Below are 14,379 nucleotides of genomic sequence, written 5' to 3'. Positions count from 1 at the left end.
ACTTAAATTACAGTCCTGACCTATTGAAGCACCAAAACCTTCCATTGCATGAGGGCAAGAAATATTTAACTCAATCATGTCAACATATTCCTGAACTTCTTCGACCAATGTTGAAAACTCCTCAGGAGTTGCACCATAAATTGAAGCTATGACAACATTATCATCATGATTAACCTTTTTCAATTCTTCTTTGAAATTTTCAACACCGGGATTTGAAAGTCCGATAGCGTTTAAAATACCTCCTTCAACTGCAACAGTTGTCGGATTTGGATAACCAGGATGAGGATTTAATGAAAAAGATTTTGAAACAACTCCCCCAGCACCGGATTTTAAAATCCAATTCATAGAAGAAGCATTGCTTCCCATGATTCCTGCGGCCAACATCAATGGATTTCTAAATTCCACTCCACAAACATTTGTTTTTAACATAATATCAACTTTGTAATTAATTATTTAATTAGTTTTTGTTAATTTTTCAATGATTTCCTGGTATTTCTCATTTTGCAACTTTAAACTAATAACATTGGTTTTATTGGATTTGATAATTTCTTCTTTGGATTTCATTAAGTTTGATATCTGTTCATCCTGTTTTTCTATAATCATGTCCTTTTGTTTTAGCAAATCTTCATAAGTTTTTGAGATTTTTCGAAGTTGAAGTTCAAGATTATCAGTATTTGCACTGATTTGGGTTCTATAATCATCTATGAGGGATCTTAAATATTTAACTTGGTCTTGTTTATCTTCAATTATCAGCTCTTTTTCTTTGATCTTATCAGATAAATCATCAAGTTCTTTCATTCTTGCCTTATCATAATCGATTTTAGTGTCTAACTTATCTTCCAAGTTTTTATTTACATATTTCAATTTAGTGGAATAAATCTTTAACTTGTTTATCTCTTCATTCTTTTGCTGAAGCTCCATATTAAGCTCTTCGATTTCCCCATCTTTCAATTCAATTTCATTTTTCAAATCTCTAAAACTTTGTTTTGACATAATACTAATACTTTAAAGTTCATCATAAAAATACTTATTAAAAATAAAATGAATAAATTATTGCATGGAATGCTATATAACTTACACTATTAAAGGATTTTATGCATTAAATAGTGAAAATAAACTAATTTGTGAAAAATTATTTCCAGAGAATGAAATAATCAATAGATTAGCTGAAATTGATGATAAACAAATTGTAATGGAAGAAAAAGAGATAATTGAAGAGTTATCTGCAGATTATGATGATATTATAATTGAATCAAATAAAAGATTATCAGATTATGGCAACGATAAGCTTATAATAAAAACACCAAATCAAGCCGGAGAATATTTGAGAAGCAATTATAACGAATTTGGTTTGGATGATAAAAAAATAAGCGAAATTTATCAGAGATTGGCCATCTACAAAATTAAAAAAGAATCGGCAAGTGAAGACAAACACCTAATCCAAGCCATAAACTCAATAGACGAAATTGATGAGACAATTTCAAAATTAATTGAAAGGATTAGAGAATGGTACGCATTGTATTTCCCTGAAATGGACATAATTAAGAATAATGAAACATACATCAAATTAATTTCTCAAAACAAGACTAAAGAAAATATTATCGAAGCAAAACCGGAAGCATTCCCAAACAACGTTTTAGATTTAGAAGATGACATCAATCCGCAAGACCTTGAAATAATGAACAAATATGCACAATCCATTCATGAGCTTCAAAAAACAAGAAAAGATATTGAAGAATACATTGATGCAAAGATGGAATCTATTGCACCAAATTTAAGATTATTGGTTGGACCTACACTTGGAGCCAAACTAATTTCACATGCAGGGGGCATTAAAAGGCTTGCAATGTATCCTTCAAGCACTGTTCAGATAATGGGAGCTGAAAAGGCATTATTCAGACATTTAAAAAGTGGAGACAGACCTCCGAAATATGGTTTGATCTATCAACACCCCCAAGTCAGAGGCGCCAAATGGTGGAATCGTGGAAAAATAGCCAGAATGCTTGCAGGCAAAATTTCTTTAGCCGTCAGAAGAGATGTTTTTACCGGAACAATTGATGAAAATGTTGCAGAAGATTTTAAAGAAAAAATAGAAGAAATTGAAAAAAATAATCCATTTCCAACTAAAACAACTAAAAAAAGAAAAGAAGAGAAGTCAAAATCTAAAAATAAAAAGAAAAAAGGTAAAAAGAAAAAGAAAAGGAGATAAGCCATGAAAATTTATTATAAAGATGGAAATGTTGCAACTAAAAATTTAACTCCAGGAATATCAGTTTATGGGGAAGAATTAATTCAAGAAGACGAAGAATATAGAATATGGAATCCTAGACGTTCCAAATTAGCTGCAGCACTTTTAAATGGATTAGAAAATCTAGAGCTTCTAGACACTTCAAAAGTATTATATCTCGGTGCATCAACCGGAACAACTGTTTCACATATTTCTGATATTATAATTAATGGAAGAGTTTATGCTGTTGAATTTTCACCAACAACAGCTAAAAAATTGGTTCAACTTTCGCGTCAAAGGCTTAATATTGCTCCAATTTTAGGAGATGCAACAAAACCAAAAGGATATCTGAACATGGTTGAAAAAGCCGACTTAGTATACTGTGATGTTGCTCAACCTACACAAAGTGAATTGTTTATGAGAAACATGAATTTGTTTTCAACTGATGATGGCATGGGTCTTTTAATGATAAAAGCTAGAAGTATTGATGTTGTACAAAAACCTAAAAAGGTTTTCAAGGAACAAGAAAAGAAATTGAAAGAAAAAGGTTTTAAGATTGTTGAAAAAGTGAAACTGGAACCTTACGAAAAAGACCATATTGCATTTTTAGTAGAAAAAAATTTTTAAAAAAAATCAGTGAATTTATGAGAGATATTGGGCAAAAAAATAGTCCTGAGAGATATAAAAAATTACTACAAAAATAGGCAAAAAGTATTATTTAGATAGGTATCAAAGTATATCAAACTTTTGCTACCTCACTAGTTAATACTCTATTCCACATGCTAAATATAGTTTTTGTAGTTATTCAATATCCTTTTTTTCATTAATAAAGAACAATGAATTTTTCCTAAAAAAAAATTAGTTTGTTTGATCTTTTATACCAAATATGCTTCAAGAAATTGCAATCTTATGAATATTCAATCACTTATTTAAAGTAAACATGTGAATTTCCAAACGGCAATTTTAGATATTGCTTAAAAAATTACTACAATGACTACGAATTGTAGAAGCAATAGCATTCCTAAATATTAGATAAAAAAAATTAGAAAAAAATATTTATTGTGCATACATCAAAATATAATCATTGTTTCTAAACAATGTGATAAAATTTATAGGAGTTTGAAGTACAATGTCAAAAAACAGAAAAATTATTCGATTAACTATAATTATAGCCGTTTTTTTACTAGTTATTTTTACACTATACGGCATAACGGATAAAGATCCGGAAACTGTTACTATCGGATATTTACCTACAGACCATGATGCAGCATTATTTGTCGCAAATGCCACAGGAATGTTTAAAAAAGCAGGACTTGAAGTGGAATTGCACGAATATAATAATGGTGGAGATTTAATGAGTGCGATGGCGAGCGGTGATTTAGATGTTGGTTATGTTGGAATAACACCAGCAATATACTCCATATCTAAAGAAGTGCCTATAAAAATCGTTGCAGGAGCCCAAAATGAGGGAAGCGGTTTGCTTTCTCATGATTCATCAGTTAAGTCAATCACAGATTTAAAAGGCAAGACAGTAGCTACACCCGGTGAAGCATCAGTACAAAGCGTATTGTTAAAATATGATTTGAAGAAAAACGGACTGAACACAAGTGATATTGAAAGTCCTGCCATGAAGGTTTCTTCAATGAACGATGCATTAAGAAGTGAAGGTATCGATGCAATGTTAACATATGAACCTTACGTTACAATTTCAAAAGAGATTAACAATCAGACCTTGGTGAAAAGCTCTGAAGACATTTTACCCGATCATCCATGCTGTGTCGTAGTGATGAATGAAAAATTTTTATCAAAACACCCTGACAAAGCAAGAAAAATCTTAGACATTCATAAAAAAGCAACGGATATGATAAAAGCAAATCCTGAAGAAATGGTGCAATATTTGCCACCTCATATTGTTCCTAATGCTGAAATTGAAAAAGAAAGTCTAAAACATATTGAATGGGTAACCGGTTTAAATGACACTTATAAGAAAAATGTAATCAATTTCTTAAATATTGAAAGAGACTTGGGAATACTCGAGGACCCGGTACCTCAAGAAGAGCTATTTATAAAAATTTAAAAGGGTTTTTAATATGAAGAAATTTAAGGAAGAATATACAAGAGAGATGTTAATATTACCTATTATTATTGTAATAATCTGGTATTTGATTTGCGATTTCTTTCAACTGGTTCCATCTTATGCCTTTCCGGGGCCGATAGATGTTGCAAATTCATTTGTCAAATTATCCCTTTCAGGAAAACTTTTTATAGATATATTTGAAACACTCTATAAAGTATTGTTCGGTATGCTACTAGCATCAACAGTTGGAATATTATTGGGCATAATATTAGGTTGGTATAAACGATTGGAAAGATTATGTAAATTAGTCATTAGTATCTTAAGACCTATTCCACCTATTGCATGGATTCCTTTTTCAATAATATGGTTTGGTCTTGGAATAGGGCCTGCAGTATTCATAATTTTCATGGGATGTGTTTTCCCAATACTGATTTCAACAATTGATGGAGTGCACAGAACAGACCCTGTTTTAATAGAAGCAGCACAATCATTCGGAGCATCAGATAGACAGATGCTTACAGAAGTGATTATACCATCAAGTTTACCATTTATTGTATCCGGGCTTAAAGTAGCTATCGGTATTGCTTTAATGTGTACAATTTCTGGTGAGATGATCGGATCCAGTTCCGGTATAGGATATATGATTTTAACATCTACAAATCTATTTGACACCGGCTCAACAGTAGTTGGAATGTTGGTAATTGGTGTAATCGGCATAATTTTTGATTATATTTTTACAAAGATACAGGAAAGAATATTCTGGTAAGGTGATAATTTGACATTTGAAATAGAAAATGTATCAAAAACTTTTGTATCAAACGACAGTGAAGAAGAAGTATTTGCATTAAAGGACATTAACCTTACTATTGAAACAGGCAGCTTTGTATCCTTTGTAGGTCCTTCAGGTTGTGGAAAAACAACTTTATTACGTATAATAGAAGGATTTGAAAAACCTACAGAGGGTACTGTTAAAGATGATGGAGAACTAGTAACAGGACCTTCCAATGAAAGAGGTTTTATATTCCAGAACTATTCCCTATATCCTTGGTTAAATGTCATTGATAATGTAATATTTGGATTGGATATCAATGGACAACCTGAAAAAGAAAGTAGGAAACGTGCAATGAAATATCTTGAGTCCGTTGGACTAAAAGATTTTGCAAAAAGACATCCTCATGAATTATCGGGAGGTATGAAACAGAGAGTTGCAATAATTCGATCAATAATTAATGATTCTAAAAGTTTATTGATGGATGAAACATTTAGTGCATTAGATGTGCAGACAAAACACAAACTGCAAAAACAAGTTCTTGATATTTGTCAAGAAAACAATAAGACTATACTTTTCGTTACACATGATATTGATGAAGCAGTATTCCTATCAGATGAAGTAATCGTTCTTTCTAGAAGACCTGGAAGAATCAAGAAAATTTTTAAAATTAAACTAGAGCATCCAAGAAATAGAGAGGACAAAGAATTTAATGATTTAGTATCTGAAATTACTCAAGAAATTGCTAAATTAGAAGACGAATGATTTTCATCTTATGAGTCTGTCCATCAAATAGTGTATAGAACAAACGTTCTGTTATGTTGGAAACTGATATACGGAACGAACGTTTTGTTATATATGGTATTGCAACTTTATTCACAGTTTTTGTCCATCAAACAACAAAAATTTTATAAAACAGCAAAAAGGAAAATATATAGTAAGAAAAATATTAACCTTCATTATAATATTGTTCTTAAAATTTTAATAATCATATGAGAAGAATAATTAAATCTAAAAAGATTTGATATGAAAAGGAGGAATGAATTTTTATGAATAAAAAGATAATATTTGCATTAATTATAATGGGATTACTTGCTGTTTCAGCAGTCAGCGCTCAAAATTCATTATTTTTAAGCAATAACAATGATGATTCAATGTATCAAGTCTCATTAATGCAGGCTTTCATGCATGGAGAATATGACGGAGTAATCACTGTGGGCGATTTCAAGTCACATGGTGATATCGGTCTTGGAACATTTGAAGGAGTAAACGGCGAGATGATAGTCTTAGACGGTGTTGTTTATCAGGCGGCTGCTGATGGAAGCATCAATGTCATGTCAGATGATGAAAAAATACCATTCGGTACAATCACCAACTTTGATGAAGACGGAAAAATAGACAACATTACTGCAAAGGACTTTGACGATTTAACCAGTCAATTGGACAATGAAATCACCAAATACGGTACAAACAACATGTACATAATCAAAATCAAAGGTGATTTTTCAAACATTACCGTCAGAAGTGTTGAAAAGCAGGAAAAACCATACAAGGAATTCACAGATGTGGCTGCAGTTGACCAAAGGGTATTCAACCACACTGAACAGACTGGAACAATTGTAGCAGTGTATTTCCCAGATTACATGAACGAATTGAACATGCACGGCTGGCATCTTCACTTCCTCTCTGATGACAAGACAAAAGGGGGTCACGTCCTAAACTTAACTGATTTCAACGGATCAGGCCAAGTTGATGAAATCCATGAATTCAACATGATACTTCCAACTGACGATTCATTTGCAAAAATGAATTTCACCGAAGACATGACCAGCAAAATCAGCAGTGTTGAATAACTCTTTCGGGTTATTCCCTTTTTAATTATTTTTTTAGAATTTTTGAAAATTATCTATTACAAGGAATAGGAGAATAAGGAGTCATGAAATACAAAAAAAGCATAATCATACTGGTGCTTGTTATTTTTTTATTCAGTGCAGCTAGCGTATGTGCCAGTGATGCAAACGATACTGTAATTGAATCATCACAAGCAGATGATGATAAAATAGTGCCTGTTGAGGAAACTGAATTAATCAGTTTAACTGAAAAGGAAGAAATAACAAGTGAAGGAAATGTAGGAACATTTTCTGAATTGCAAAATAATATTACTGAAAAATATGGTTCAACATTAATATTAACTAAGGATTATGAACGTGAAGATGATTTTGATACTACAGGAATCATTATTAACCAATCAATAACAATTGATGGACAAGGTCATAAAATCGATGCTAAGGGAAAATCAAGAATATTCAATATAACTGCAGACAATGTAATACTGAAAAATATAAATTTCATAAATGGTAACACTGCAACCGGTGATGGTGGAGCAGTTTACTTTAATAATACTGGTACTATAGAAAATTGTAATTTTACTGACAATCATGCAAATTATGGTGGGGCAGTTTACTTCATTAGTAATGGTGAAGTGACAAGTTGTAATTTTGCTGATAACACCGCAAACCGTAGTGGTGGAGCTATCTGGATGTTTTCAGGAAATGTGGCTGATTGTAATTTTTCCAACAACACTGCAATCCGTGATGGTGGGGCCATCAAAATCTATTCAGGTAATGTGACTGATTGTAATTTTTCCAACAACACTGCAAACCGCAGTGGTGGGGCAGTTTACTTTAAAGAAAATGGTACTGTTACAAAGTGTAAATTTACCTACAATACTGCAGAAAACCATGGTGGTGCAGTTTACTTTAATCAAACAGCTAATGTGACAGATTCCTATTTCACAAACAACACAGCAACCCATGATGGCGGTGCAGCTTACTTCTATACCACTGGTGCTGCAACAAATTGTAATTTTACTAATAATGCCGCTAGTTTTGGTGGTGCAGCTTACTTCTATAGTAATGGTGAAATGACAAATTGTAATTTTATTAATAACTCTGCAATCGAGGGTGTTGGTGGTGCAATCCATTTTGACTATGGCTCTACCGGCACTGTAACAAATTGTAATTTTGCTAATAACCGTGCAAACCGCAGTGGTGGTGCTATCTGGATGTCTTCAGGTAATGTAGGAGAGTGCAATTTTGCTGATAACACCGCAACCCTCGATGGTGGTGCTATCAAGATCATCTATTCAGGTAATGTGACTGATTGTAATTTTACTGGTAACACTGCTTCACGCCATGGTGGAGCAATTTACTTTAATAATACTAGTACTGTAGAAAATTGTAATTTTAGTGATAACACCGCAACCAATGGAAATGGTGGTGCTGTCTGGATTAGATCAGGTGGTTTTGAAAACTGTTACTTTACCAACAACAATGCTTCCAATCGTGGAGGAGCAATCTACTTCCTTGATGGGGGCAACATAACAAAATGTAATTTTACAGACAACAAAGCTTCTGGCCGTGGAGGAGCAGCTTACTTCTATGTAGGAGGTACAGTAGATAATTGTAATTTTGCTAATAACACCGCATCCAATGACGGAGGCGCACTTTACATATATGATATGAGCACTGTAAAAAATTGTAATTTCATCAATAACACTGCATCCAGATATGGTGGTGCAATTTACTCCAATAGTGAAAGTAAAGTAGAACATTGCGATTTTACTGATAACACTGCTTCTAATAGTGGTGCTGCAATCTACCTTAATGGTGGAGGCTTTGTAGAAAGTTGTAATTTTAGTGATAACACCGCAACCAATGGAAATGGTGGTGCTGTCTGGATTAGATCAGGTGGTTTTGAAAACTGTTACTTTACCAACAACAATGCTTCCAATCGTGGAGGAGCAATCTACTTCCTTGATGGGGGCAACATAACAAAATGTAATTTTACAGACAACAAAGCTTCTGGCCGTGGAGGAGCAGCTTACTTCTATATGGGAGGTACAGTAGATAATTGTAATTTTGTTAATCACACTGGATCCAATGACGGAGGCGCACTTTTCATCTATGATATGAGTACTGTAAAAAATTGTAATTTCATCAATAACACTGCTTCTGAATGGGGTGGTGCTATAAGGATGTCTTCAGGTAGTGTTGAAAACTGTAATTTCACAAACAATAAAGCAAACGGGAATAACGGACGTGGAGGCGCCATTAATTCTGCAAAAGGCGAATTAACAATTAGCAACTCCAAATTCACATACAATTCTGCCAGTTCATATGGTGGTGCAATTTACTTCAATAATACTGGTACCGTGGAAAATTGTAATTTTATTAATAACACTGCTTCTGATTATGGTGGAGCCATTGACTTTGAAGGAGATTCTACTGTGACAAATTGTAATTTCACAAACAACAAAGCAAGTGAAAAGGGCGGTGCAATATATGTTAAAGAAAGTTTTGCAAATATTGTGAATACTTCATTTACACAAAACAATGCTCCAACTGGGGGTGCCATCTATGCTGATTTATGTAACTTAAATATAGACAACTCCAAATTTGTAGAAAACAAGGCATTCGAAGGAGGAGCAATCTATAATGAAGAAATTGTTAAAATTAGTATAACAAACACCAAATTTACAGAAAACGATGCAAAATACGGTGGAGCAATCCGTAATGAAAGAGGCAGTTTAACCATAAAAGACGGTGAATTCACATGCAATCATGCAGAATACAATGGAGGAGTAATCTACAACACCGGATATATTGACATGTACAACTCCTCATTTGCAAACAACTCTGCAAGATATGGAGGAGCAATCAGCCATTATGATCATGAAATAACTATAACCGACACCCAATTTGCAAACAACACCGCATCAGACTATGGTGGAGCAATCAACAATGACAATGGAGATATTACAATAACAAACACCAACTTCACACAAAACACCGCAAGATACGGAGGTGCAATCGAAAACAGATATTACTTGGATATGGATAATTGCAGACTGGAAAACAACAATGCACCATATGGTGGAGCAATTGATAATGACCGGGGTGAAGCAAATATTGAAAACAGCCAATTTGCAAACAACACCGCATCAAGACTGGGCGGAGCAATCTATAACGATTATGGAAAAACAACCGTAACAGACACAGACTTCACACAAAACACCGCAAGATACGGAGGAGCGATCTATAGTGATGGTGAAATAGAAATAACAAACTCCAACTTCACACAAAACACTGCCGAATATAGTGGTGGAGCAGTCTACACTTTTGAAGGCGACATGACAATAACAGACACAAAATTTGCAAACAACACTGCAAAAGAAAATGGAGGGGCAGTGGACAATGGTGGTGAAACAACTATAACAAACTCCCAATTTACAGACAACAATGCCAAACATGGAGGAGCAATCTATAATGATGAAACATTAACAATAAAAAGCACAGTATTTGAAAACAACGCTGCAATAGAATCCGGCGGAGCAATTGAAACCCTCAACGATATGACTATCAGAGATTCTGAATTCATCGGCAATGGTGAAAACTGCATAGTCGTTGATGATGATGCTAAATTAACCTTAAACAACGTTTCAAGTGACACTCCACTGGTAAACGATACAATAAGCATGGAAATCCTTGAAGCCAAAGATGTTACCTACGGTGATGACGTCAACATTAAGGTTCAGGTAAACAGTAGCACCCTCACTACATTGAACAGTGGTAAAGTGGTTGTTAAAGTCAATAATGTCGAATATGCTGTTGATGTGAAAGATGGAATCGCAACACTTGTCATTCCAAACCTGGATGAGGAATCTTACAATGCCAATGTTACCTACATTGACAATAACCTCACAAGAGCAGAAATTCCTGTTAATTTCACTGTAAATCAAAAAAATGTTACAATCAACGCGAAAAATGCTGCATATGTCATTAACTATGGCGGAACATACAATGTTGATTTCGTTAATGTGACTGATGGAGTTAAAGTAACATTTACATTAAACGGCAAAAACATCGGAACATCCACCATCAAAAATGGAGTTGCTTCAATAAAATTAACTGCAAAAATATTAAAAACTGCTAAAGCAGGTACTAAAAACGTTATTATTAAAATTAACAGTGCAAATTACTCACCTATAAGTAAAACTGTTAAAATCACCATCAATAAGGAAAAAACAAAAATGACCGCTAAAGCAAAAACCTTCAAAAGTAAAGTGAAAACCAAAAAATACACAATACTTTTGAAAAACAGCAAAAACAAAGCGATGAAAAAAGCAAAAGTTACCTTAAAAGTTAAAGGTAAAATTTACACCGCCAAAACCAACAGCAAAGGCAAGGCAACATTTAAAATTACCAAATTAACTAAAAAAGGAACTTACAAAGCAGTAATTAAATATAAAGGCAGCCCTTACTACAACAAAGTAACCAAAACTGTTAAAATTAAAATCAAGTAGGTGCAACACGCATCTACCACCCTTCTTTTTTTTATTTTCACAATACCTCCAATTAGGATCCTAATAAAAGTGATATGATTGAAATAATCTGCTAAAAAAAATAAATTTTTCACCATTAAATAAAAATCAAAGGATTCAGATGGATTTAATTTTTCATGCCATTACCAAAAAGAAATAATATCAACCAATATCAAATAAAGTATTCCCACAATACCTCAATAAATATCAAGACATCAAAAATTACATAGATTAAACCATTTGAAAATTCCATCTGATGAAAAAGGCAACCATTAATTTCACAAATAAAACTCTCCAAAATAAGAACAAGTGAAATCCTAAATTGAAATCAAATGAATATTAAAAGAAAACATGATATAAAGTTTCTAAAATTAATCAAATCGTGAAAGAAAGGAAGTACAAAAAAGTCAATAATACATTGTAAATGCAAGAAAAATTATTAAAAAAAATCACCTATTTTGCAAGTGATAATCACTAAAAAAATACCTCTAAGAAAAGTAAAAAATTACTACAAAATTCGCCAAAAAGTATTACTCCAATACCTTTTTATACTATAAAATAAAATATAAAATATGCTAATGCAAATAAAATAAAAGTTCATTGAAACGTCCTTTAGGTTGATTCACTCTATTAATCACTCCATTTAACTAACACCTAAAGGCATGAACTTATTTTATTGAAATACTAATTTTAAAAAGACTTTTTTTTCAAAGATTAATTTGCTTTTTTTATTTGAAAAAGTATTACTAATTACTGCTTGAATTTGCTTAGAAAATTATATAGCATATTGAAAAATAAATTAAGATAAATTTTTAAATCAAAATTAATTTTACACATATAATCAATAATACCTTCAAAAAACAATATTGATATGCAGTGAAAATTTGAATTAAAGAACTTTAAGACAAAATAATTTTTAGCAAATTTTTTAAATTTAGGAACATTTTCAACTATTAGAAATATTAAAAATATGGTTAAAATAAAGCATATTTTGAATTGAATTATGCATAATAATAAAGAAGAATTTCATAATTAAGGTAGACAAGTGATAAAAATAACAACATTAATTAGCACATCTACATATGACTATAACTTTTTAGAAATTTCATCAAAAATGGTTTTGGCAATCTGTTTTTTTGATGCCAATAAAACAGGCAAAACATCATCACCATCTACAATCAACACCTCATTACTATCAGATCCAAAATGACATCCTTCCCTGGAGATATCATTTGCAACTACCAAATCAGTACCTGCATCCGAAATTTGCTTTTTAGCGCATCCGATAATCTCCTCACGAGATATATTGAATTCTGCCTTAAATCCAACTAAAAATATGTTGGGATTGATTTTTTTAATTTGACGAATAATTTTTGTAGTGGGTTTCAAGTTAAGAAACAATGAACTGCTTGAATCGATTTTTTTATCATCCTTTTGTTTGAATTCAAAATCTGAAACTGCAGCCGCAGATATGAATATATCAAAATCTGGAACCAAATCTAAAATTACTTCATTCATTTCACCGCTGGTTTCAACCCGAATTACATCAAAAACAGAAGGGATGCTAACAGACACATTCGCAACAACCAAAGTCAAATCCGCACCGCGAATATATGCTTCTTTAGCTAATTCCAACCCCATTTTTCCGGAAGATTTGTTGGTTATTCCCCTAACGGAATCAATAGGTTCATAAGTTCCACCCATACTTATAAGAATTTTTTTACCTTTAATAATATCAATCCTTGTTTAAATTAATTGTTCTCAATGATTCTAAAACAATATCTTCTTTTGATGGGAATTTTGCTTTTCCTTCATCCATTTTTGGTTTAATAAAAATAGCAGAACCTTCATTTTTAATTTTATCAATGTTTTCTTCAATAGCCCTATACATTGAATCATGCATTGACGGGACAAATATTATTGGTGTATCATGGCCATAAGCAGTAATTAACAAAGTGGAAATTGCATCATCAGCTATTTTATGGGCAAATTTGGATATTGTATTTGCTGTAGCTGGAGCCACCAATACCAAATCTTCTTGAGAATATTTAACATGCTCAATTTTGCCAGTCAATTTGGTTACAACACTATTTCCTGTTGCAAATTCCATAGCGTTGGGATGAATTATTTCACAAGCTGCATCACTCATAAAACATTTCACATCAACATCGTTTCTTATAAATTCCCTGGCTAATTTAACAGATTCAGTAGCTGCAATACTACCTGTAACACACAATATAATCATTTAAACACCTTAAAAAAAGAATTAGGTAATTTGAATGTCTGATAAAATATAATCAAAAACATACAAATTAGTTTCAAATTTATCTATTGGTGCACTATAAAGTAAAACATAAGCTTGGCCTCCTTTTTCAAACCAAACAGCCTTATGTTGTTTTTGAACACCATTATCATTAGAAGTATAAACATATTCCAAAGCATCATATCCTGCAATTGATGATGATCCTGAGGACACCAAATCATAATTTGAATCATATTTCATTGGAGTGTAAGATTCATTAACAAAAGTTTCGAACTCACCTTCAATAGGTTTTTTTTCAATATTTATATTAACCTGACCTATTCCAAATGAATCAATTGAATCCAATTTTGAAATCGCCATAATAGAATATGGCGAAACAGCTTGAGAATAACCCCAAGTAGAAGGATAGTTAATTATAATACCTGATTTGGATAATGTTAAAACAGTTGTATCATTGGATTCAGCACTAACTCCGGATACTGATACAAATATTAACATTAATGCAAATATAATAATACTTATTTTCAATACATTACTTTTCATAACATTACCTCCAACTGAGAATTATACATTTCCTCCGGAATTTGAAGAATCTGATGAGCTACTGCTTGAACTACTGTCAGAAGAATAACTACTATCTGATGAAGTAGGGCCGGAATCA

The 14,379-nt window shown here is 32.4% G+C and carries 11 protein-coding genes and 1 pseudogene; 7 read left to right on the top strand and 5 right to left on the bottom strand.

Features of this window, described 5'->3' with window-relative positions:
* Together Q4Q55_RS07530 and Q4Q55_RS07525 are read right to left on the bottom strand one after the other, a co-directional pair.
* Positions 1-429, bottom strand: a pseudogene (locus Q4Q55_RS07530) (dihydroorotate dehydrogenase); the annotation flags it as partial.
* Between the two features lie 24 nt (positions 430-453).
* Complete coding sequence (locus tag Q4Q55_RS07525; RefSeq protein ID WP_303372213.1) at positions 454-993, bottom strand: glycosyl transferase; 540 nt, start codon at positions 991-993, stop codon at positions 454-456.
* A gap of 64 nt (positions 994-1,057) precedes the next feature.
* Between Q4Q55_RS07525 and Q4Q55_RS07520 the strand changes: the two genes are divergently transcribed.
* The 7 genes from Q4Q55_RS07520 (at position 1,058) to Q4Q55_RS07490 (ending at position 11,437) form a co-directional block, all read left to right on the top strand.
* Positions 1,058-2,209 (top strand): NOP5/NOP56 family protein, encoded by a 1,152-nt coding sequence (locus Q4Q55_RS07520; protein WP_303372212.1) that lies wholly within the window; start codon positions 1,058-1,060, stop codon positions 2,207-2,209.
* Between the two features lie 3 nt (positions 2,210-2,212).
* Complete coding sequence (locus Q4Q55_RS07515; RefSeq protein ID WP_303372211.1) at positions 2,213-2,854, top strand: fibrillarin-like rRNA/tRNA 2'-O-methyltransferase; 642 nt, start codon at positions 2,213-2,215, stop codon at positions 2,852-2,854.
* Positions 2,855-3,356: 502 nt separating this feature from the next.
* Positions 3,357-4,304: an ABC transporter substrate-binding protein gene (locus Q4Q55_RS07510; RefSeq protein WP_303372210.1), complete on the top strand. Its 948-nt coding sequence runs from the start codon at positions 3,357-3,359 to the stop codon at positions 4,302-4,304.
* Positions 4,305-4,317: 13 nt separating this feature from the next.
* A complete protein-coding gene (locus tag Q4Q55_RS07505) occupies positions 4,318-5,070 on the top strand; it encodes an ABC transporter permease (RefSeq protein WP_303372209.1) in 753 nt (250 codons plus the stop codon).
* Positions 5,071-5,079: 9 nt separating this feature from the next.
* On the top strand, positions 5,080-5,838 hold the full coding sequence (locus Q4Q55_RS07500) for an ABC transporter ATP-binding protein (RefSeq protein ID WP_303372208.1): 759 nt from the start codon (positions 5,080-5,082) through the stop codon (positions 5,836-5,838).
* Between the two features lie 284 nt (positions 5,839-6,122).
* Positions 6,123-6,926, top strand: coding sequence for an acetolactate decarboxylase (gene budA / locus Q4Q55_RS07495; protein ID WP_303372207.1), 804 nt, complete (start codon positions 6,123-6,125; stop codon positions 6,924-6,926).
* A gap of 83 nt (positions 6,927-7,009) precedes the next feature.
* Positions 7,010-11,437: a right-handed parallel beta-helix repeat-containing protein gene (locus tag Q4Q55_RS07490; RefSeq protein ID WP_303372206.1), complete on the top strand. Its 4,428-nt coding sequence runs from the start codon at positions 7,010-7,012 to the stop codon at positions 11,435-11,437.
* 1,104 nt (positions 11,438-12,541) lie between these two features.
* Here the strand turns inward: Q4Q55_RS07490 and Q4Q55_RS07485 are convergent.
* Genes Q4Q55_RS07485 through Q4Q55_RS07475 form a run of 3 tightly spaced genes read right to left on the bottom strand, consistent with a single transcriptional unit; the run spans position 12,542 to position 14,261 of the window.
* A complete protein-coding gene (locus Q4Q55_RS07485) occupies positions 12,542-13,159 on the bottom strand; it encodes a phosphopantothenoylcysteine decarboxylase (RefSeq protein WP_303372205.1) in 618 nt (205 codons plus the stop codon).
* 31 nt (positions 13,160-13,190) lie between these two features.
* Positions 13,191-13,700, bottom strand: coding sequence for a flavoprotein (locus tag Q4Q55_RS07480; RefSeq protein ID WP_303372204.1), 510 nt, complete (start codon positions 13,698-13,700; stop codon positions 13,191-13,193).
* A 21-nt stretch (positions 13,701-13,721) separates the two neighbouring features.
* Positions 13,722-14,261 carry a hypothetical protein gene (locus tag Q4Q55_RS07475; RefSeq protein ID WP_303372203.1) on the bottom strand — a complete coding sequence of 180 codons (540 nt, stop codon included), beginning with the start codon at positions 14,259-14,261 and terminating at the stop codon, positions 13,722-13,724.
* Positions 14,262-14,379: the final 118 nt, after the last annotated feature.

The organism is Methanobrevibacter sp. (assembly GCF_030539555.1).
Lineage (GTDB): Archaea > Methanobacteriota > Methanobacteria > Methanobacteriales > Methanobacteriaceae > Methanocatella.
Note: the sequence above shows the minus strand (reverse complement) of the source record. Positions and strands in the feature narration are given on the sequence as shown.

Coding starts and splice junctions, on each gene's coding strand:
- Q4Q55_RS07485 (WP_303372205.1), bottom strand. CDS start 13,159: ATGGGTGGAACTTATGAACCTATTGATTCCGTTAGGGGAATAACCAAC.
- Q4Q55_RS07525 (WP_303372213.1), bottom strand. CDS start 993: ATGTCAAAACAAAGTTTTAGAGATTTGAAAAATGAAATTGAATTGAAA.
- Q4Q55_RS07510 (WP_303372210.1), top strand. CDS start 3,357: ATGTCAAAAAACAGAAAAATTATTCGATTAACTATAATTATAGCCGTT.
- Q4Q55_RS07520 (WP_303372212.1), top strand. CDS start 1,058: ATGGAATGCTATATAACTTACACTATTAAAGGATTTTATGCATTAAAT.
- Q4Q55_RS07505 (WP_303372209.1), top strand. CDS start 4,318: ATGAAGAAATTTAAGGAAGAATATACAAGAGAGATGTTAATATTACCT.
- Q4Q55_RS07480 (WP_303372204.1), bottom strand. CDS start 13,700: ATGATTATATTGTGTGTTACAGGTAGTATTGCAGCTACTGAATCTGTT.
- Q4Q55_RS07490 (WP_303372206.1), top strand. CDS start 7,010: ATGAAATACAAAAAAAGCATAATCATACTGGTGCTTGTTATTTTTTTA.
- Q4Q55_RS07515 (WP_303372211.1), top strand. CDS start 2,213: ATGAAAATTTATTATAAAGATGGAAATGTTGCAACTAAAAATTTAACT.
- budA (WP_303372207.1), top strand. CDS start 6,123: ATGAATAAAAAGATAATATTTGCATTAATTATAATGGGATTACTTGCT.
- Q4Q55_RS07475 (WP_303372203.1), bottom strand. CDS start 14,261: ATGAAAAGTAATGTATTGAAAATAAGTATTATTATATTTGCATTAATG.